This window comes from Streptomyces sp. CLCI03 (assembly GCF_053615355.1).
In genome coordinates this window covers 7,692,297-7,710,579 of the sequence record NZ_CM132132.1, presented here as the reverse complement: position 1 = coordinate 7,710,579, position 18,283 = coordinate 7,692,297, and the positions used below count along the sequence as shown (strand labels likewise).

17 protein-coding genes are annotated in these 18,283 nt (G+C 71.0%); 6 read left to right on the top strand and 11 right to left on the bottom strand.

Annotation, left to right across the window (positions count from 1 at the left end; translation table 11 throughout):
* Positions 1 to 58 precede the first annotated feature (58 nt).
* The gene (locus tag ACWG52_RS35570; RefSeq protein WP_453127025.1) at positions 59 to 1,135 is read right to left on the bottom strand and encodes a hypothetical protein; all 1,077 of its coding nucleotides are present in this window, start codon (positions 1,133 to 1,135) and stop codon (positions 59 to 61) included.
* A gap of 342 nt (positions 1,136 to 1,477) precedes the next feature.
* On the bottom strand, positions 1,478 to 1,612 hold the full coding sequence (locus ACWG52_RS35565) for a hypothetical protein (RefSeq protein WP_389806795.1): 135 nt from the start codon (positions 1,610 to 1,612) through the stop codon (positions 1,478 to 1,480).
* A gap of 170 nt (positions 1,613 to 1,782) precedes the next feature.
* Here ACWG52_RS35565 and ACWG52_RS35560 point away from each other — a divergent pair, with 170 nt between their 5' ends.
* The gene (locus ACWG52_RS35560; protein ID WP_453127023.1) at positions 1,783 to 4,557 is read left to right on the top strand and encodes an ATP-binding protein; all 2,775 of its coding nucleotides are present in this window, start codon (positions 1,783 to 1,785) and stop codon (positions 4,555 to 4,557) included.
* A 160-nt stretch (positions 4,558 to 4,717) separates the two neighbouring features.
* On the opposite strand, the gene ACWG52_RS35555 is transcribed toward ACWG52_RS35560, so the two are convergent.
* On the bottom strand, positions 4,718 to 5,170 hold the full coding sequence (locus ACWG52_RS35555; RefSeq protein WP_390137286.1) for a hypothetical protein: 453 nt from the start codon (positions 5,168 to 5,170) through the stop codon (positions 4,718 to 4,720).
* Positions 5,171 to 6,265: 1,095 nt separating this feature from the next.
* Here ACWG52_RS35555 and ACWG52_RS35550 point away from each other — a divergent pair.
* Complete coding sequence (locus tag ACWG52_RS35550) at positions 6,266 to 6,775, top strand: allene oxide cyclase barrel-like domain-containing protein (protein ID WP_389806798.1); 510 nt, start codon at positions 6,266 to 6,268, stop codon at positions 6,773 to 6,775.
* 373 nt (positions 6,776 to 7,148) lie between these two features.
* Here ACWG52_RS35550 and ACWG52_RS35545 read toward each other — a convergent pair whose 3' ends face one another.
* Positions 7,149 to 7,412: a hypothetical protein gene (locus ACWG52_RS35545; RefSeq protein WP_389806799.1), complete on the bottom strand. Its 264-nt coding sequence runs from the start codon at positions 7,410 to 7,412 to the stop codon at positions 7,149 to 7,151.
* A gap of 467 nt (positions 7,413 to 7,879) precedes the next feature.
* On the bottom strand, positions 7,880 to 8,269 hold the full coding sequence (locus tag ACWG52_RS35540; RefSeq protein WP_389806800.1) for a peptidase inhibitor family I36 protein: 390 nt from the start codon (positions 8,267 to 8,269) through the stop codon (positions 7,880 to 7,882).
* A 514-nt stretch (positions 8,270 to 8,783) separates the two neighbouring features.
* On the opposite strand from ACWG52_RS35540, the gene ACWG52_RS35535 reads away from it, so the two are divergent.
* Positions 8,784 to 9,080: a sensor histidine kinase gene (locus ACWG52_RS35535; RefSeq protein ID WP_390137284.1), complete on the top strand. Its 297-nt coding sequence runs from the start codon at positions 8,784 to 8,786 to the stop codon at positions 9,078 to 9,080.
* A 4-nt stretch (positions 9,081 to 9,084) separates the two neighbouring features.
* Here ACWG52_RS35535 and ACWG52_RS35530 read toward each other — a convergent pair whose 3' ends face one another.
* Together ACWG52_RS35530 and ACWG52_RS35525 are read right to left on the bottom strand one after the other, a co-directional pair.
* Complete coding sequence (locus tag ACWG52_RS35530; protein ID WP_389806802.1) at positions 9,085 to 9,609, bottom strand: pyridoxamine 5'-phosphate oxidase family protein; 525 nt, start codon at positions 9,607 to 9,609, stop codon at positions 9,085 to 9,087.
* 124 nt (positions 9,610 to 9,733) lie between these two features.
* Complete coding sequence (locus ACWG52_RS35525; RefSeq protein WP_390137282.1) at positions 9,734 to 10,060, bottom strand: STAS domain-containing protein; 327 nt, start codon at positions 10,058 to 10,060, stop codon at positions 9,734 to 9,736.
* A 266-nt stretch (positions 10,061 to 10,326) separates the two neighbouring features.
* Between ACWG52_RS35525 and ACWG52_RS35520 the strand changes: the two genes are divergently transcribed.
* On the top strand, positions 10,327 to 10,872 hold the full coding sequence (locus ACWG52_RS35520; RefSeq protein ID WP_453127019.1) for a response regulator transcription factor: 546 nt from the start codon (positions 10,327 to 10,329) through the stop codon (positions 10,870 to 10,872).
* Positions 10,873 to 10,947: 75 nt separating this feature from the next.
* A complete protein-coding gene (locus tag ACWG52_RS35515) occupies positions 10,948 to 11,463 on the top strand; it encodes a GNAT family N-acetyltransferase (RefSeq protein ID WP_389806805.1) in 516 nt (171 codons plus the stop codon).
* Positions 11,464 to 11,498: 35 nt separating this feature from the next.
* Here ACWG52_RS35515 and ACWG52_RS35510 read toward each other — a convergent pair whose 3' ends face one another.
* Positions 11,499 to 12,374, bottom strand: a complete 876-nt coding sequence (locus ACWG52_RS35510; RefSeq protein WP_390137276.1) for a universal stress protein — start codon at positions 12,372 to 12,374, stop codon at positions 11,499 to 11,501.
* 240 nt (positions 12,375 to 12,614) lie between these two features.
* On the opposite strand from ACWG52_RS35510, the gene ACWG52_RS35505 reads away from it, so the two are divergent.
* Positions 12,615 to 14,969, top strand: a complete 2,355-nt coding sequence (locus ACWG52_RS35505; RefSeq protein WP_390137273.1) for a phosphoketolase family protein — start codon at positions 12,615 to 12,617, stop codon at positions 14,967 to 14,969.
* Positions 14,970 to 15,030: 61 nt separating this feature from the next.
* On the opposite strand, the gene ACWG52_RS35500 is transcribed toward ACWG52_RS35505, so the two are convergent.
* Genes ACWG52_RS35500 through ACWG52_RS35490 form a run of 3 tightly spaced genes read right to left on the bottom strand, consistent with a single transcriptional unit; the run spans position 15,031 to position 18,184 of the window.
* Positions 15,031 to 15,441 (bottom strand): STAS domain-containing protein, encoded by a 411-nt coding sequence (locus ACWG52_RS35500; RefSeq protein WP_389806808.1) that lies wholly within the window; start codon positions 15,439 to 15,441, stop codon positions 15,031 to 15,033.
* Positions 15,438 to 16,529: a cobalamin B12-binding domain-containing protein gene (locus ACWG52_RS35495; protein ID WP_389806809.1), complete on the bottom strand. Its 1,092-nt coding sequence runs from the start codon at positions 16,527 to 16,529 to the stop codon at positions 15,438 to 15,440. The genes ACWG52_RS35500 and ACWG52_RS35495 overlap by 4 nt, the downstream gene beginning before the upstream one ends.
* On the bottom strand, positions 16,526 to 18,184 hold the full coding sequence (locus ACWG52_RS35490; protein ID WP_390137271.1) for a PP2C family protein-serine/threonine phosphatase: 1,659 nt from the start codon (positions 18,182 to 18,184) through the stop codon (positions 16,526 to 16,528). The genes ACWG52_RS35495 and ACWG52_RS35490 overlap by 4 nt, the downstream gene beginning before the upstream one ends.
* Positions 18,185 to 18,283: the final 99 nt, after the last annotated feature.

Sequence of the window (18,283 nt, the reverse complement as noted above, 5' to 3'; positions counted from 1 at the left end):
AGCGTGGGACCAGGAGCACGATGCGGTACACCGTGGAGCGATCAAGGCGCCTTGCGGATCAGCCGTGGTCCTCCCATTGCGCCTGGCAGAATCGGGCCTCACTCACCGCGGTGTCCCCGTCCCTTCTGGCCCGGACGTACATGTTGAGGCCGTCCACGCCGAGATCGCCGCCACAGCCGATCACCAGCCCCAGATCTCGTTCTTCGATGTGCTGGATCAGGGCTGTGTCGACGGCCGAAACCGTCATGCCGATCAGTCGGATGCCCGCGAACTCGACCTGAGGCCCAGTTCGTCCGTGAATGGTGACAGCGCCGAGGGTTGGGGGCCAGTTATAGCCACTGGAGTAGTGAGCGGTCACGCCTACGCGGTCGAAGCGGTCCTCACTCAAGATCCACTGTCCCAGGCCTTCCCAAGGCGTTCCGAAGGGATAGCGGCCATGGCGGGTGGTCGGCTCCTCGCTCAGCGCAGCAGCCACCTCCTGCGGCTTCATACCGAACCTGAGCGGACCGACGCTCTCCAGTGGTGTCCAGTCCCAGTGCTGTCGCTCCTGCTGAGCTCTTACTGGCCACGCCCCAACGTTCGGAGGCTCGTCACGGACGTCGCGCCAACGGATGACCGGCTCGGACCCGAACGGATTCTTCGCCAGCTCGGGACCAACCAGCAGCGCGTTGGTGATCATCGTGTCCAGGCGCCGTGTGTACCCCTCGGGCGTCAGCCCCTGCTCCTGTGCGGCGCCCATGGAGACCCCCCATGCCTCGACTTCCGGATCACCGCTCCAGTTCACTCGTACGGAAGTCCCCTCCCGGAGTGCGAGGTCCTGAATGTCTGCGCGCACCTCGGACGGCACCCGGGCAATGAGGTCGATGTCCCGCAGGCGCACCAACGGTCCATCCATCGCATCGATCGCTACGGCGACCAGGCGGTTGTCCTCGCCGTAGACCGCACTCACACCCCAGTCTGTGTAGTAGCCCCAGCCGATGCCGCTGCCCAACCCCTGTGAGACGTGGGCAACCGCTCCGTCCAAGGCCGATGCCACCTCGTCTGGGTTCATCCCGAACCGCAGCGGCCCTACTTTCACCAGTGGCTCAAGCAGCCACTCCGCCCGCTCTCCGGGCTTCCTGTTCCACCAGTGCACGGCAACCCCCACGATCGCTCCGAATACCCCTGACGCCACTCGCCAGGGATCTTGCGGATCAACCTAGACGTGACCTCCGACAACGCGGTGTCCAGAAACGTCCGCCGGCACAGCCGCTGAGCCGTGATCGGTTGGCGTCGAAAGCAACAGCTCGGAGTAGGCGAGAGAACGGGCGGGCGGCACCAGGTCGTTGACCGGACCACCGCAGGACACGCCGGACCTGAGCACCTTCCCCGCTCGGCCCGGTCGGTAGGCGTTGCACAGGGAGACGATAAAGGGGGCAACGGAGTTGAACGAGCGGTACCGTGGTGTCCGCCCATCCGCCGCGGCTCCGAAACCGGCTCACCTGAGGAGCCAGGTGACGACGGCCCCGGCGGCGCCGCTCACGGCGGCCGGCGCGAGGAGTCGTAGGCCTAGGGCGAGCCATCGGCGGGTACGGGGGGACGGGTTCGGGGTGTCGGTGTCGGTGTCGGCCATGACAGTGCTCCTTCGCGACGTAGCGGGTCGCCCGGTGCGGCCCGTCTGCGGCACCCAGTACGGCTCTTCCGGGGAGTTTCCGGCGAGGTGTCCGAAGGCTGTGGAGCCCTGTGCGGCCATGAAGAGCCTGATGGGCTGACATCTCACCGTTTTTACGGGGAGTTGGGAGAGTGGCGGTGGAGAAGCGGGCGCAGCAGGTCTGGGCGGAGCTCGCGGCGGTATACAAGAGCGCGGGAGACCCGACGCTCAAGAGCCTGGTGCGCCTGGGAACTCAGCAGACTCCGCCGGTAAGGATCTCCGCGTCGACCATCAATGACTGGCTCAACGGCCGCACCGTGCCCAGCAGGAACTACGACCGGTACGTGATGGCACTCATCGCCTTTCTCCAGCAGGAGGCGGAGCGCAAGGAGAGCGGATACGCAAGGCGGCCCGAGGGGCGCTGGCAACACCTACTGGCGGCGGCCCGCCAGGAACGCGAGGCCGCACGCGGCGGCCGGCCCGCCACACGGGCCACGTCACCGGCCCCGCCACCCGGTTCTGCGACGCTGCCCCCGGACCCGGCGGGATTCACCGGCCGCGCGGCCGAACTGGACCTGATCCTGGACCTGCTGGACCCGGACGGTGACCCCGGTGGCCGTTCGGGCGACGCCGCAGCGGCCGCGGTGGTGGTATCGGCGGTAGCGGGGATGGGAGGTGTCGGTAAGACGGCCCTGGCTGTGCACGCCGCGAATCAAGCCTGGGAGCGAGGGTGGTTCCCCGGCGGGATTCTCTTCGCCGACTTGCGCGGCTACAGCAACGGGCCGCGCGTGGAGGTGGGCGCGGTCGCCGACCGGTTCCTGCGAGCACTCGGCGTAAAGGTGAAGGATCTGCCGGACACCGATGCGAAGCTGGATGCCTGGCGCCTTCACCTGAACACCCAGGCCGCACAGGGCCGTCCGCTCCTCGTCGTTCTGGACAACGTTCGCGAACCTGGGCAGATCGGCGCCCTCCTGCCCGCAGCGCCGCATCGGGCCCTGGTCACCTCGCGGCACACCCTGTCCTCGCTGCCCGCCCGCCGCGTCGACCTCGCCCCGCTGAGCTCGGCCGACGCCGTCGGCCTTCTGGACCGGACACTGCGCGACGCGCGCGTCACCGGACAGCGCGATGACGCGCTGCGGCTGGCGCGGCTGTGTGGGCACTTGCCACTGGCGCTGAAGATCATCGGTGCCCTGCTGAGGGACGAGCCCGTCCGGTGCCTGGCCGACCAGGCCGACGAACTGCAGGACGCCCGGGACCGCCTGGACCTGCTCACCTACGACGGGGACGACGACGAAGGCCGCCCCTTGGCCGTGCGGGCATCGCTGGAACTGTCCTACCAGCACCTGACCGAGCCGCAGCAGCGCGCACTGCGCCTGCTGGCCGCAGCGCCCGGGCCGGACGTGTCGACCACCGCGGCCGTCGTCCTCCTCGACAAGACCGCCACCCATGCCCGGCGTCTCCTGGTCGACCTGGCCAGGATCCACCTCCTGGAGCCCGCCACCACAGGGCCGGAGCGCTGGGCGATGCACGACCTCGTCCTCCTCTTCGCCGACGACCTCGGCCAGAGGGAGGCAGCAGGCGACGGCCGGGAGGCGGCGGTGTCGCGCCTGCTCCATCACTACCTCGCCACCGCTCAGGAGGCCGACTCCCACCTGTGGCCCGAGCAGACCAGGCCCGCCTCGGGGACCTTCACCGACCGAGACCAGGCGCGGGCGTGGCTGGACGCCGAGCGGAGCAACCTCGTCGCGGCCGCCCTCGCCGCCCCCGCACACCACCCGGCCGCCACCGGCCTCACCCAGGCCCTCGCCACGTACTTCACCCATTTCGGCCACTTCGCCGACTCCATCCGCCTGAGTACCACGGCCGCCGCCGTCTTCCGCCGGGCCGGCGACCGCCTGGGCGAGGGCGACGCCCTGAACACCCTTGGCGCGGCCCTCGTCTCGGTACGCGACCTCGAACGGGCCGCCGACATCTTCAGGGAGGTCGTCGGCATCTGCCGGGATGCCGGCGACCGCCGCCACGAGGCCATGGCGTTGCACAACCTGGGCAGCGCTCTGATGCGCCTGGAGAGATTCCCCGAAGCTGCCGAGAGCTTCCACCGCGCTCTCACCTTCTTCAGCGAGACCGACGATCTCGTCGGCCAGGCCCAGGCGATGGGTAGCATGGCGGCCCTCGCAGTGGATGCGGGCCGGCCGGAGCAAGCCGTGCAGACCCTCACCGAGATCGTGGTCCTCTTACGCGAGATCGGTGACCGCGGCGGCCTGGGCATGGCTCTGGGCAACCTCGGGCTCGCCCTGGCCAGGTTGGGCCGACCGGACGAGGCCGTCACGGCATACACCGATGCCCTCGCCGCATTGCGCGACGCCGGCGACCGCCAGGGCGAGGGCACGACGTTGCGTAGCCTCGGCTCCATCCTGGTCGAGTCAGGTCGAGCGGGGCAGGCCGCCAGGACACTCACCGACGCGATCGCCGTCTGCCGGGAGATCGACGACCGCCACGGCGAGGCCATGGCGCTGAGCGACCTCGGCCTGCTCCGGTACCAGGAGCGGAGATTCGCCGACGCCGTCGGCCACTTCACCACCGCCGCCACCCTCTTCGGGGAGACGGGCGACCACAGCCACGAGGCCTCGACACTGAACAACCTCGGCGGCGCCCTCGTCGCAACGGGCAGGCTGACCGACGCCATCGACGTCGGAACCCGCGAATTGCGGATGTGCCGCGAGCTCGGCGACCGCGAGGGGGAGGGCATCGTGCTGAAGAACCTCGGGCGCGCGCTGTCCGAGCTCGGCCACTTCGATGAGGCCGCCGACCGCCTCACCGACGCCGCCGCGGTCTTCCGCGAGCTCGGCGACCGAGACCGCGCAGCTGAGGCGCTGCTGCTCGCGGTCGCGGCGCGGGCCCGCGCCGGGCGAGGACAGCCTGACTGATCCCGTGCCGCGAGGCGCATGCGGGAGCACTGTCAGAAGGGCGAAGCATCCGCGCCCGGGCGGGGCGGGATCACCCGCGTGGAGCGCCGGCCTGAAGGAACCCCTTCTTGATCATTCTTGGTCCGGAGAATCACCGGCGGCCTCACCGAACTCGCAGGGGTCAGCCGACCAGGCCGCGGCCCGCACTCGGCCGGCTGAAGTCGGGCATGGCGTTGGATTCGGCGAGGGTGTCCAGGACGGTCCGCTCGCCCCCGTGACCGGAGAAGCTGGTGCGCGCCGCCTCCCTCCCGTCGTCGGCGTAGCCCTTGACGCACTTCGCGCCGGCCCACTTGCCGGTGTCAACGGTGTCGGCGGTGAAGTCCTTGAAGGCGGACCCCTGGCCGGCCGCGAAGTCCTGATGCTGGGTGGGCACCTCGGAGTACAGGCGGACGACCGGCTTCGCCATGCTGCGGTCAGGCCAGTAGACCCTGATTGAGGCGATCCTGTTCAGACCGGTCGCCTTCAGGGAGTAGGTGGACCCGTCCATCGGCAGGACACAGCTGTCACCCGTGTGACCGCTACCGCTGAACAGGGTCACCTCGGGCCGCACAGGCTGCCGGGCAGAATCAGACATCGTGTTCCTCCAGGGGGTTGGGAACCTCACCTTTACCCCTTCACGAACTCTCCGTAACAGGTGAACACTTTCCGTGACGATATTGGCGATGGGGCGAGCTGCCGCCGGGGCGGTGACCCCTCCCCCACACTCGGCATCCGCGCAGAGGCGGCACACCCCGCCCGGACCGAAACCGTCCGGAAAACTTCCTGACCCTACTGCGGCCGGCCCGCCGGCTACGCCCCAGACGTCCGGGCGTTGTACCGCGCGACCGGCTCGGCGACGTCTGCGCGGTCCACCGGCGGGAAGGCGACGTCCGGCACCAGCCGGAGCGCCTCGGCAAACGCCGCACGCCACCACGGCCGCCGCGGCCTACCCGCGCCGGGGTGCGTCTCACGGACGTGATCCCCGACCCCGGGCCAATGCCCGGTCCAGCCGCCCGCCATCGAGAACAAGCCACCGGGACCCACATGCCGAAGGACCACCACTCCACCATCTCCACGCCCCACCCCACGCCGCCAGGGCGCCGAACACGGGCCCAGGCCCGCACCTTCGAGCGGATCCGCGCACACCGTCGGGCGGTGAGGACCGCTCGACTTCCGCCATGAGCAGACGCAGGGTCAGGGAGCGCTTCTCCGGCGGGAGGGCATCGAGCGCCGTGCGGGCGTGTGCGGTGCCGCCAGCGGTGTCTCCGGAGCTGGCCGGCATGAGGCCGCATCGCATCTCCAGGTGCGTCGCGAACCGCGGCAACGTCGCCGGGAGCACCGCCGCGGCAACCTGGGCGGCGACGGCCGCGGACTCGTCCCCGAGCCGCGCGACGAGCAGGTACGTGAATCGCCGTGCCTTCCACCGGCGACATCAGGGTGCCCGGCCGGCACCCGCAGACGGGCAGATCGTTGCCGATGAGAAGCTCATGGCCCAGCATCGCCTGGAGCTGCCGTTCGCCTTCGTGTCGAGCTCCGCCGCCTGACTTTGGTCCGACCGGCTGGATGTGCCGGTGGTTCGTGCTGGGGTGCTCCGCCGCGCTACGGAGTCGAGGTTATGAAGGATATCGAACGGAATCGGATGAAAGTTCGCCATCCGATCATTCCCGAACATCAATCTCAGGAGTCGCAGATGCGCCCCATCGGAGCGGCCTGCCTCGGCACGGCCACGCTGGTCACCCTCCTCGCCTGCACCCCCGTCGCGGCCGCAGCGACGGACACCGGTTCCGCCCAGGCCAGGGACAAGGCCCGGATCATCACAGTCCTGGGCGAGGTGCAGCAGCTGACCCGCTTCCCCGTCACCACCGGCAGGGTCTCGCAGGGCGATCAAGTCGTCGTCCGCTCGGTCCTCACCGACGAGGCGGGCAACAAGGTCGGCGAGACCCACGGCACCTGCACCACCACCCGGGGCATCGTCCAACCAGGCGACGAGGAAGCGGAGCAGTGCCTCGTGACCTACACCCTCCCGGGCGGCCAGCTCACCGTGCAGGGAATGTACTTCAACTACCTTGACCAGGGCCCCTTCGACAACGCGATCACTGGCGGCACCGAGGAGTACAAGAAGGCTCGCGGCTGGGTCCACTCCGACACGATTCGGACAACCCCGACGGTCAAGAGGCGCTTCACGATCCACCTCGTCTGACGGACCCGGACGTCCACATAACCCCGGAATCCGGCCTGCTCCCTTCGCGTCGCACCATCGGAGACGGTCGTACGAAGGGAAAGTACGGGGCGCGGGGACGCCCAGGGCGGCTCACCCTTCAGATCGTCAATCGCACCGACGACACGAGCGGGCTCGTGGTGCTTCCACGCAAGTGGGTGGTGGAAGTGACGCTGAGCCGTCTGAGGCGCTCGCGGCGCTTTGACCGGGACGTCATCCCGCCCTCTGACAGCGCGAGTCGCAGGTCTGGCCGCGGCGCAGCGCGACCGAACTCTTCTGCCTTGTCCGCAGGCTCTCGGGACAGGCGGGCACGGTCCTGGGCCGAAGACCGTCCCGGCCGGTCTGCGCGCGCGGGTCAGGCCGAGGCCGCCCTGGCCGCGTCCCACAGCGGCGCGTCCTCCTCCCATGCCCCGTGAGAAGGGCCGTCGTAGCGCGAGGCGTAGGCCCTGTGGAGGAGACCGATACCGCGGTAGCCCCCGGCCCGGGCGTACTCCACGACGCGCCGCCCAGGCCACGCGGCCTCCGCCAAGCGGTGCGTCAGGTAGTGGAACTGGGCGTTCCAGGCTCGCTGCCATGCGTCGAGCCGGTCACCGTGCGCCTTGTAGGGGACTCCGCACACCTCCAGGAATGCCCGTGGTCGGTGGCGGCTGAGCTGGTGCCGCCTTTGAGCACCCGTCTGACGGTGGTCGTCGGCAGCCGACCGAGCCGGGCCCGTCGCTCCATCTCCCGCAACGGCGTGTAGCCGGCCCGTGCGTAGGTTGCCTGCGGGGCGAGACGAAGTTCGGCCGACGTGTTGACCAGCCGCGGCGGAGGAACGACGGTCGGCCCCCGACGCGCACGGGTCCGGGCCTCGCACCACAGTCTGCGAGCCTGTTCGACAGAAGCTCCGCAGGCACGTGCGAGTCGTTCCTGCCGTCAGAGCTGCAGCACCCCAGGTCAGAGGCCTGACCATGTGGCACTGCACAGGCAACCGGCAGCGACGCAGGTCGTGCCGGGCTCGGCCGCCGGGTGCCGAACTTCGCGATCTCGGTCATCAGCGCGGCGCCGGTCGGGATCTCGTCCCGGCGCACGCACCGGAGGTCGATGTCAGCCCGGGCAGGAGCCGGCACAGAGGGAGCCGATGGTGTAGGTCCCCGCGAGATTTCCCCTGTTGCCGGCGGTGGTACTGCCGATCCGATTCGTGTAGTTGACGTTGTGGTAGTAGTGGAACCTGCTGTTGGTTCGGTTGTAGACGGACCGGGTGTTCGTGCCGGCTCGCATCCATGAACACTGGGAACGGGTGTCGGTGGAGTTCTGGGACCACTGGCATTTCTGTCCGCCCCCGTCCTTCTCCGAGTAGAAGCAGATCCAGCCGGAAGCGCAGTTGTCGTAGCCGCTGATCGAGACGTCGTCGGCCTGGGCCGCGGGCGCGAGTGCAAGCGCTGCACCGACGAGTCCGGTCGTTACGGCCAGGGTGAACTTTGTCCGACGGTTCATTACCCCTCCTTCGACTGAGGCGAGATTGCCGTGGCGGCCTGCACCGTCGAGGCTCGGGCTGCCACCGAGAAGTCTGGTGGGTACACCGATCGAGCGGCTACGGATGAATCAGCCAGTTCGTTGAACTTCGTTCGCCATAAGCCATGTTCGAGGCGCTTCGTGCCATCGGAGCCGGAACTCCCCATGTGAGCGGTTTGTCGTCCACCGATTCCTGAGGGGCCGTTCGTACGAGCCGGATCCGTAGTGCTCCACTTCGCACCGGTGTCAATCGGTGGTGCCACAAACGCGGGGAGAGGTGTGAGATGCTCGTGAGCTCGGAGGATGGCCCGTCGCAGGCTAGGCCGACTCGTTGCCGGACGAGAGCACGATCATGGCTGAACCCGAAGGTTGCCCGTCGTCGACTGCGGACCGGGAATCCCAGAGGCCGGCCTCTGGAGCCCGCCGGCGCCCTTCAGCTTGCGGGGAGCGGGCCGAGCCCGATGCCTACATCCGCGAGGGGCTGCTGGACACGGACGTGTCCACCCATGTCGCCGACCATGCCGTGGCCGTGCTGACCGAGCTGCTCAGCAATGCCGCCCGCCACGCGCACGCCACCCGCGTGGGGGTCTCGCTCAAGGCCACGCACGACGAGATCGTCCTCACGGTGACCGACAACGGGCGGGGAATCCCGGCCCAGGGCCGGCGCAGCGGCCTGCGCAACCTCGACGAGCGCGCGCGGAGCCTGGGCGGCACGTTCGCCGTGGAACGGCCGGTCGAGGGCGGCAGCGTGCTGATCTGGCGGGCCCCGCTCGCCGGGGCGGCCGCCGAGTGACCCGTCAGGAGCCGCACATCTCCACGGACTCCACCGGCTCCACGGGCTCCACCGGCTCGGGCGGCTCCACGGGCTCGGGCGGGTCCGCCGCCAGCCGGAAACCCGTGACCAGATCCGGTGTGATGCGCAGCGCGCGCACCATGGTCTGCGCCACCCAGGGGCGCAGCCGCGAGGCGTAACCCTCCGGGTCCTCCACCGGGGTGGCGTAGCCGGTCACCACGACGCTCCAACCGAGATGCGTGTCGGGGTCGATGACGTCGGCCTCGTAGGCGACCACGACCCCTGGAGCCTCCGACGGTGCGAGGAGGGCGGCGAGGGCGCCTCCCCCCTCGTGCACCCTCACGATGATGCTCTCGCCCTCGACGAGGTGGTTCACGGGCCGGACGGCCGGCAGGGCGTACTGGGTGAAGACGATGCGGCCCAGCGACACCGTCGCCAGCAACCGCAGCGCCTCGTCACGGCCGAGCTGTTCCATCCGCCGTGCCGGGGCCACGGCAGCGGCCCCCGGGTGTGCCGCGTCGCGGTCCATGCTCCACGCCTCCCTTCGCGTCCGGCGGCCGCGGTACGCGGCCTGACCACCGAGCTCGTTCGCCGGACCGGTCGACACCAGGGCCGAACGGTCCCCCTTCGGCCGCCCGGGCGGCCCCGAACGGTCATCTCCCCGACGACAGGAGCACCCGGTCGGCGCCGAGGACCCGCATCGGACCGGCCACCAGGCGGGGGACTCCGGCGAGCGTGAGCCGGGTACCGCGGACGGCGCACGACCGGTGGATCCTCAGCAGCAGGTCGATGCCGGAGCTGTCGCAGAAGGTGAGGCCCGAAAGGTCCAGGGTGAGTTCGGGCCCCCATGACCGCGCGATCTCCATCAGCTTGGGTCCGACCTGCGTACTCGTGTAGAAATCGAGTTCGCCTCCGAGGGACGCCGTCACTTCGGACCCCTCTCCTACCGCGCACGTCAGTGCGATCAGCTGCGTGGCCATGACACACCTTCACGTTCCGTGCGGCTCCGTAGCGGCGGCCGCGCCCTTCCCCGTGCTCCTCATAGCTCATCGGACCGTCGCCACGCGCGGAAGGACCGGTCGGCCCCTGCCAAGGGCCGAAGGTCCCTCTTTCCCCGTTGCCCGGTGGGCGCGGGCAGGCGCGCCGGAACAAGGGCCGATCGGCCCTGTCCGATCGGCCCCGCGAACGGCAGGATGCAAGCATGCGCACGCCCGCGGATGGTGGGCGCCTGTGAAGGAGTTGCCTCATGCCGGCGAGCGGCCCGTCGTCCGCGAGGTCGTCCGCTCCGATCAGTGTGTTCCTCCTGAACGACCACGAGGTCGTACGCCGAGGCGTCCACGACCTCTTGGACGCCGAGCCCGACCTGACCGTGGTCGGTGAGGCGGGCGCGTCGGGCTACGTCCTCAAGCAGATCACCGGCACCGACCTCGTCTCCGCCGTACGCACCGTCGCCTCGGGCCGGTCCATGCTCGACCCGGGCGCCACCACCCGTCTCATGGCCCGGATCAGGGGTGACGCCCCGAAGCAGGAACAGCCGCCCGGACTGCCGGGGTTGACCGACCGGGAGCGCGAGATCCTGATCCTGGTGAGCGAGGGCCTCACCAACCGGGAGATCGGCAAGCAGCTCTTCCTGGCCGAGAAGACCATCAAGAACATCGTCTCGCGCCTGTTCACCAAACTCGGTGTGGAACGGCGCGTACAGGCGGCGGTCATCGCCAGCCGCGCCTTGCTCCCGCCGGACCGACGCCCGCCGACGCCGACGGGCCCGCCGAACGACGCCGCTCGCCGCTGACGTCCGAACCGTGTGCGTGCCGGACACCACGGCCCCGGCCTCGCACCCGGTCGGCCGGCGGGACACACTGCGTAGGTGCTGATCAGACGAGAAACCCCCGCCGACCTGGCCGCGGTCCGTGCGGTGACCATCGCCTCCTCCTACGAACCGCACGAGGAGGAGCCCGTGGAGGTGATGCTGCGCGACGCACTGCGCGAGGGCGAGGACCGGATCCCGGAACTCTCCCTGGTGGCCGAGGACGCGGACGGCGCGATCGTCGGCCACGCGCTCTGCTCCTGGGGCCGAATCGGTACCGTCCGGGTCCCCAACCTCAGCCTGCTCGGTGTCCACGGCGACCATCGCCGCCGCGGCTTCGGAACGGCCCTGGTCCACGCCGCTCTCGACGCCGCGAACGCCCTCGACGCCCCGATGGTCGTCGTCCTCGGCGACCCCGACTTCTACGGGCGGTTCGGCTTCCGCCCGAGCACCGACTTCGGCATCGTCGGTGAGGAACCGGCCTGGGAGCACCTGTTCCAGATCCGCGCCCTGGCCGCCCACGACCCGGCCGTGCAAGGCGAATTCGTCTACCCCGAACCCTTCGGCCGCATCTGACATCGGCGCGGCGGCGCAGTGGAATCCGGCCCACCTCAGTGGGCGTGCGGGACGACCGCGACGGGGCACGGCGCGTGGTGGAGGGCGGCCTGGGCCACCGAGCCGATGTGGGTGCCGACAGGGCAGTGGCGTATCCGGCGGCCCACGACGAGGAGTTCGGCGCCGGCGGCCGCCGAGAGCAGTACCTGGCCCGCGTTGCCCGTCCGGACCTGTTCGATGACCGGAACCTCCGGGAACTTCTCCCGCCACGGCTCCAGCGCCTGCTCCATGGCGACCTTCTCGTACGGCTCCGCTCCGCCGAGCTGTTCGGCGAGCCACATCGACCCGGGGCCGTATCCGTACACCGGCGGCAGGCTCCAGGCCCGTACGACGCGCAGGGTCGCACCCCGGGCGGCCGCCGCCTCGAAGGCGAAACCGAGGACGGCGCGGCTCTCGTCCACGTCGCCCTGATGGCCCACGACGATCTCGCCGCTCCGGAGCGACCCGGCGACGGCGAAGCTGCCGCGCACCGACACCACGGGGCAGGGAGCGGCGGCGATGATCCGCTGCCCGGAGGAGCCCAGCAGGAAGTCGCGCAGGGCGCCGTGCCCGCGGGTGCCGATGACCAGCATCTCCGCCTCCTCCGCGAGCCGCAGCAGCGCGGGGACCGCGGCTTCCGGGACCAGGGACGCGGACACGGGAAGGTCCGGATACCTCCCGGTCACCTCCGCCTCCGCCTCGCGGACGACCCGCTCGGCGCGGTCGGCCTCGGGCTGCCGGTCGGGGGTGCGGGAGTCGGTGGGGTGCTGCCACGGCCAGGCGTGCACCAGGTGCAGGTGCGCGTGTCGGCGTACGGCCTCCTGTGCGGCCCAGTCGGCTGCCGCGAGGCTCTCCGGGGATCCGTCGATCGCCCCCACAAGGGTCTCGGTCACTGGTCTGTCCTCCGTACTGCCCCGGCTCGGGGGCGTGGTCAGAGCGTGGATTCGGCGGCGGGACGGGACACTGGCGCCGTCGAACTTCAGCCTCGTCGTCGTCCCGGCGTTGCCGGCAGGGGCCGATGGTCCCTCCGCGAGGGCCCACCTCCCCTGCCGGCCGACTGCCGTCAGGAGCACCGTGACGGTGTCGGCTGCTCAGTCGACGAACCTCTCGGTCTGCCGCACGAAGGAGCGGGGATGACGCAGTACCCGATCGCCGAGCTCGACGCCCACTGGCGCGCCGCCAACTACCTGGCCGCCGGACAGATCTACCTGATGGACAATCCGCTGCTGACCGAACCGCTGCGAGCCGAGCACATCAAGCCCCGGCTGCTCGGCCACTGGGGAACCTCCCCCGGCCTCGACCTCGTGTACACCCATCTCAACCGGGTGATCAGGGAGCGCGGCCAAGAGGCCCTGTGCGTCTGGGGACCGGGGCACGGCGGACCCGCGGTACTGGCCAACTCGTGGCTGGAGGGCACGTACACCGAGACGTACCCGGACATCGGGCGGGACGGCGAGGGCATGCGGAAGCTGTTCCGGCAGTTCTCCTTCCCCGGCGGGGTCCCCAGCCATGTGGCACCCGAGACCCCGGGCTCGATCCACGAGGGCGGCGAACTCGGCTACTCCCTCGCGCACGCCTACGGCGCCGCCTTCGACAACCCCGATCTGCTCGTCGCGTGCGTCATCGGCGACGGCGAGGCCGAGACGGGCCCCCTCGCGGCCTCCTGGCACTCGAACAAGTTCCTCGACCCGGTCCGCGACGGCTCCGTCCTGCCGATCCTGCACCTCAACGGATACAAGATCGCCAACCCGACCGTCCTGTCCCGCATTCCCGAGGCGGAGTTGGACTCCTTGCTGCGCGGCTACGGCCACGAGCCGTTCCACGTCACGGGCAGCGATCCCCTCAGCGTGCACCAGGCCATGGCCAGGGCGATGGACCGGGCCTTGGACCTCGTCTCCGAGATCCGGCGCGAGGCTCGGATCGGCAAGGGCGATTTCGCCCGCCGCCCGTGGCCCATGATCGTCCTGCGGACCCCCAAGGGCTGGACCGGCCCCGCCACCGTGGACGGCGACCCCGTCGAGGGAACCTGGCGGGCCCATCAGGTCCCGCTGGCCGGCGTTCGGGAGAACCCGGAGCACCTGAGGATGCTGGAGCGGTGGCTGCGTTCGTACCGGCCGCAGGAGCTCTTCGACTCCGAGGGGCGCCCCACTGAGCAGGTTCTGGCCTGCGTTCCGCGCGGTGACCTGCGCCTCGGCGCGTCGGCGCACGCCGACGGCGGGCGGCTGCTGCGTCCGCTCCCGCTGCCGGACCTCGATGCCCACGCGGTCTCGGTGGACAAGCACGGCGGCTCGCTCCACGAGCCCACCCGGGTACTGGGTGCCCTGCTGACGGACGTGATGAGGCAGACCGAGGAGCGGCGGGACTTCCGCGTCGTCGGCCCGGACGAGACCGCCTCCAACCGGCTCGACGACCTCTTCGAGGTGACGGGCAAGGCGTGGCAGGAGGAGATCGAGCCCACCGACGTGCATCTGGCGCGCGGCGGGCGGGTGATGGAGATCCTCTCCGAGCACACCTGCCAGGGCTGGTTGGAGGGATACCTGCTGACCGGCCGGCACGGGCTCTTCTCCACCTACGAGGCCTTCGCGCACATCGTCGACTCGATGGTCGCCCAGCACGTGAAGTGGCTGCGGACGGCGCGCGAGCTTCCGTGGCGGGCACCGATCGCGTCCCTCAACTACCTGCTGACCTCGCACGTCTGGCGCCAGGACCACAACGGCTTCTCCCACCAGGACCCCGGTTTCGTCGACCACGTGCTGAACAAGAGTCCGGAAGTCGTACGGGCCTACTTCCCGCCCGACGCGAACACCCTCCTCGCGGTGGCCGACCACGTCCTGCGCAGCCGGGACCAGGTGAATGTGATCGTCGCGGGCAAACAGCCCTGCTTCGACTGGCTGACGATGGACGAGGCCCGGACCCACTGCGCCCGCGGCGCCGGTATCTGGGAGTGGGCGGGGACGGACGACGGCACGGGCGAGCCGGACGTGGTGCTGGCCTGCGCGGGGGACGTTCCGACGCAGGAGGTGCTCGCCGCCGCGGCTCTGCTGCGCGAGCACCTGCCGTCGTTGGCGGTCCGGGTCGTCAACGTCGTCGACATCGCACGGCTGATGCCCCGGGAGGAGCACCCGCACGGGATGACGGACATCGAGTACGACTCGTTGTTCACCGCGGACACGCCCGTGATCTTCGCGTACCACGGCTACCCGTGGCTGATCCACCGGCTCGCCTACCGCCGGACCGGCCACCCGCACCTGCACGTCCGCGGCTACAAGGAGTCGGGCACCACCACCACGCCCTTCGACATGGTGGTGCGCAACGACCTCGACCGGTACCGCCTGGTCATGGACGTGATCGACCGTGTCCCCGGCCTGGCCGGACGCGCCGCGGCCCTACGGCAGAACATGGCCGACCAGCGGATCCGCCACCACGACTGGATCCGCGCCCACGGCAGTGACCTGCCGGAGATCGTGGACTGGTCCTGGCCGTACTGACGGCAACCCCGACCCCGCCCCCGACGCCGCGTCGGACCGGATCGAGCGTGCCGCGCCGGCGTCAGGCGCCGGGGTCCGGGGCGGCGGAGTGGCCGCGGGCGGGCTCCTCGGCGGGGCCGGCCTGCGGGGCGCGGGTTCCGGGGCGGGCCGTGAAGTGGGTGAGCGTGCCGGTCAGCTCCAACAGCTTTTCCAGCTGCGGGGGCCGCCCGTCCAGGTGCAGGACCGCGCCGGCCTCGTCGGTACGGCGGCGGACCATCAGCAGGGCCGACAGCCCGCTCGGGTCGACCGTGGTCAGGCCGGTGCAGTCCAGCCGCACCGTACGCGGCCGAGGGTGGTCGGCCAGCGCGCCGCTGACGGCCTCGACGAGGAGGTCGGCGTACCGGTGGTCGAGATCGCCCCGGAGTTCTACGCGGAGGGTGTCGTCGCCATGGCGGCACGACAGCTGGAGCGGGGTGGCGGGTGAGTGCGTCATTCGGCGCCCCGGGCGGCGCTCCGGTGAGTGAGGCGGGCGGCACCGGCGCGGAGCACGGCGCAGGCTCTGGGGAAGTCGCCGAGCCGGCGGCGCAGCAGCGTCAAGGCGGGCAGCAGGGAGGCGGCCGGGACGTGGCGGGCGTTCAGGACGTCCGCGGTCCAGAGCAGGAATCCGCAGAACACTTCCTCGTCGCCGGTGTACAGGGCGGCGGCGAGGAACTCGACGATGTGGGAGAGGTCTTCGGCGGTGCGTTCACGCTGTACGTCCGTGTAGTCGCGCAGGGCCGGGTACGCGTCAGCCAGTTCGGCGAGGACCTCGCGGACCAGGCGGGGCCGGCTGCGGGCGACGAGGGTGTACTCCTGGTCCTTCAGGTGCGGGAGGTCGTCGATCATCTGGTGGCCGGGGCGGGGCTGGGGCAGCGGGCCGCGGGCCAGGTCGTCGGCGGCGGTGCGGGCATCGGGCGCCCACGCGTCCGCCCCCAGGAGACGGGCGTGGCGGCCGCCGGGGCCGAACGCGGCTCCGCCGACGATGACGGGGGTCCCGACGGCCTGGCAGGCGGTGATCGTGGCGTGTGCGGTGGGCAGGCGGGTGGGGATGGAGCTGGAGAGGGCCACCGCGTCGGGCCCGGTGCGGTGCAGGTGGGCGAGCAGGTGCGGGGTGGGTACCTGGGCGCCCAGGTAATCGACGCGCCAGCCGCGCATCCGCAGCACCTCGGCGAGCAGCCGCGCGGGCAGGGCGTGCCATTCGCCGTCCACACAGGCCACCGTGATGCGGCCCCGGTGGGGCTCCGTCCGTGCCGCGGGGTGCAGGGCCAGCGCCGCGACGGCCCGGTCGCTGATGGCGGTCGCGGCGTGTTCCTGGGCGACGGTGATGCGGTTCGCGGCCCATTCCTCGCCCACTCGCCCCTGCACGGGGCCGATCACGTCCAGCAGGACCGCCTCGGGGTCGAGGCGGTCGTCGAGGGCCTGGAGGACGGCCCGGACCGCGGCGGGTTCGTCGAGGGCCATGACGGCTTCCCACACCCGCTCGGCCAGGGCCTCCGTGCGGGTGGTGCGGGTGGTGGGGGCCGTGCCGTGCTGTGGAGTCATGCGGTGAACCTTCCCCGGGTGTGGCCGTCCACCGCGCTGAGGTGATTGGTTCGCGGTGCGGAGATCACCACGATCGCCATGTCGTCGTGCCGACCGCCGCCCACCCACTGCGAGGCGATCATCTGCACGTGTTCCACCACCGCCTCGGCGGGTATGGCGGCGCACTCCGACAGGGCTCGTCGCAGCCGCTCCTCGCCGAACATCACGTCGCCCATCGGTCCGCCGCGCGCCTCGCTGATCCCGTCGGTGTACAGGACGCAGGCGTCACCGGGTGCCAGGGTCACCGAGACCGTCTCGGTGGAGATGTCCGGCAGCACGCCCACCAGGGTGCCTTTCGTGGGGGCCGGCTCGATGCGTCCGTCGGAGCGCAGGACGAGGGGGGCGGGGTGGCCGGCACTGGTCAGCCGAAGGCGTACGTTGTTCCCGTCGCGGGCCGCGGAGGCCAGCACCATCGTCGCGAACCGGGTGCTCTCGGAGTTCAGCAGTGCGGAGTTCAGCAGACTGAGCATCCGCTGGTGGTCGTCCGCCATGGGCAGCAGCGCGTGCAGGGTGTTGCGGATCTTCCCGGTCATGACGGCGGCCTCGAGCCCCTTGCCGCAGACGTCGCCGAACACCACCAGGGACGCGTCGCCCTCGGCGGTGGCGGGGTGGACGTCGTAGAAGTCGCCGCCGACCCTTTCGTGGTCCTTCGCGGGGCGGTAGCCGCCCGCGTACTCCACGCCGGCGACCTGGTGCAGGACGGGCGGGAGCAGCTCGCGCATCAGGGTGTCGGTGATCGACGCCTGCTCCGCGTAGAGGCGGGCCGCCGACATCGCCGCGCCGGCGCGGGCGGCGAAGAGGCGCGCGAAGACCTCCTCGCTCTCGGTGAAGGCGGGGGCGTCGGTGCCGCGCAGGAGGACCAGGGCGCCGGCGGGCACACCGTGGCCGGGCAGCGGCGTGATGACGATCGACCCCACACCGTCCAGGTCGTCCGGAACCAGCCAGGCCGGCGCGGCGCCGGGGTCGATCCACCGGGACGGGACGGGCGGGAACCCTTGCAGGGCCTCCGCCAGGCCCGGTACCGCGCCGGGGTCGACGGCCAGGAGTTCCACCGACGGGGTGCCGCCGCGGACGCAGGTCACCACCGGCAGCTCGGAGCCGTGCGCGGGGGCGATGACCAGGGCCGCGTCCGCGAGGTGTTCCGCCGCCAGCTGCGCGGTGACGTCCATGCAGCGGTCGAGGTTCAGCGAGGACAGCAGCAGGTTGGACGAGCGGACCAGGAACGCCGTGCGCTCCCGCTCCGTCCGCAGTGCGTCCCGGGCGCGTTGGTGGCCGGTGTCGTCCACCAGCCACCACACCACCGTGCCGTCGTCACGGACGGTGGGATGCGCCTCGAACGATCCCTCGCCCACCGGTCCCCGTACGGCCCGGTCCGCCCCGTCGGTCGACCGCCGTGCCGCGGGCACGCCCGCCGCGTCCTCGAACACGTGCCGCGCGTGGGCCGATGCCAGCCACGCGGGCACCGCCTCGGCCAGGGGCGCACCCGGTCGGGCCCGTGGGAAGACCAGTCGGGCCGCCTCGTTGACGATCACCAGGCGCGCCTGGGGATCGACGGAGAGCACGGGGTACGGGGCCTCGCTCCACCGGAGGTCCGCTGCCGGTGAACCGGATGTCATCTGCGGGGAAGGAACCACACATCGAAGGCCCGCTGTGCGAACCCCTCACCTCTTCGTCGAGACGGAAATCGAGACGGGAACATCATTGCCCTGCGGCAA

Excerpts from the sequence above, each read along its gene's own strand:
- ACWG52_RS35540 (WP_389806800.1), bottom strand. The coding sequence starts at position 8,269 with ATGAACCGTCGGACAAAGTTCACCCTGGCCGTAACGACCGGACTCGTC.
- ACWG52_RS35550 (WP_389806798.1), top strand. The coding sequence starts at position 6,266 with ATGCGCCCCATCGGAGCGGCCTGCCTCGGCACGGCCACGCTGGTCACC.
- ACWG52_RS35495 (WP_389806809.1), bottom strand. The coding sequence starts at position 16,529 with ATGACTCCACAGCACGGCACGGCCCCCACCACCCGCACCACCCGCACG.
- ACWG52_RS35525 (WP_390137282.1), bottom strand. The coding sequence starts at position 10,060 with ATGGCCACGCAGCTGATCGCACTGACGTGCGCGGTAGGAGAGGGGTCC.
- ACWG52_RS35530 (WP_389806802.1), bottom strand. The coding sequence starts at position 9,609 with ATGGACCGCGACGCGGCACACCCGGGGGCCGCTGCCGTGGCCCCGGCA.
- ACWG52_RS35555 (WP_390137286.1), bottom strand. The coding sequence starts at position 5,170 with ATGTCTGATTCTGCCCGGCAGCCTGTGCGGCCCGAGGTGACCCTGTTC.
- ACWG52_RS35500 (WP_389806808.1), bottom strand. The coding sequence starts at position 15,441 with ATGACGCACTCACCCGCCACCCCGCTCCAGCTGTCGTGCCGCCATGGC.
- ACWG52_RS35505 (WP_390137273.1), top strand. The coding sequence starts at position 12,615 with ATGACGCAGTACCCGATCGCCGAGCTCGACGCCCACTGGCGCGCCGCC.
- ACWG52_RS35520 (WP_453127019.1), top strand. The coding sequence starts at position 10,327 with ATGCCGGCGAGCGGCCCGTCGTCCGCGAGGTCGTCCGCTCCGATCAGT.
- ACWG52_RS35565 (WP_389806795.1), bottom strand. The coding sequence starts at position 1,612 with ATGGCCGACACCGACACCGACACCCCGAACCCGTCCCCCCGTACCCGC.
- ACWG52_RS35490 (WP_390137271.1), bottom strand. The coding sequence starts at position 18,184 with ATGACATCCGGTTCACCGGCAGCGGACCTCCGGTGGAGCGAGGCCCCG.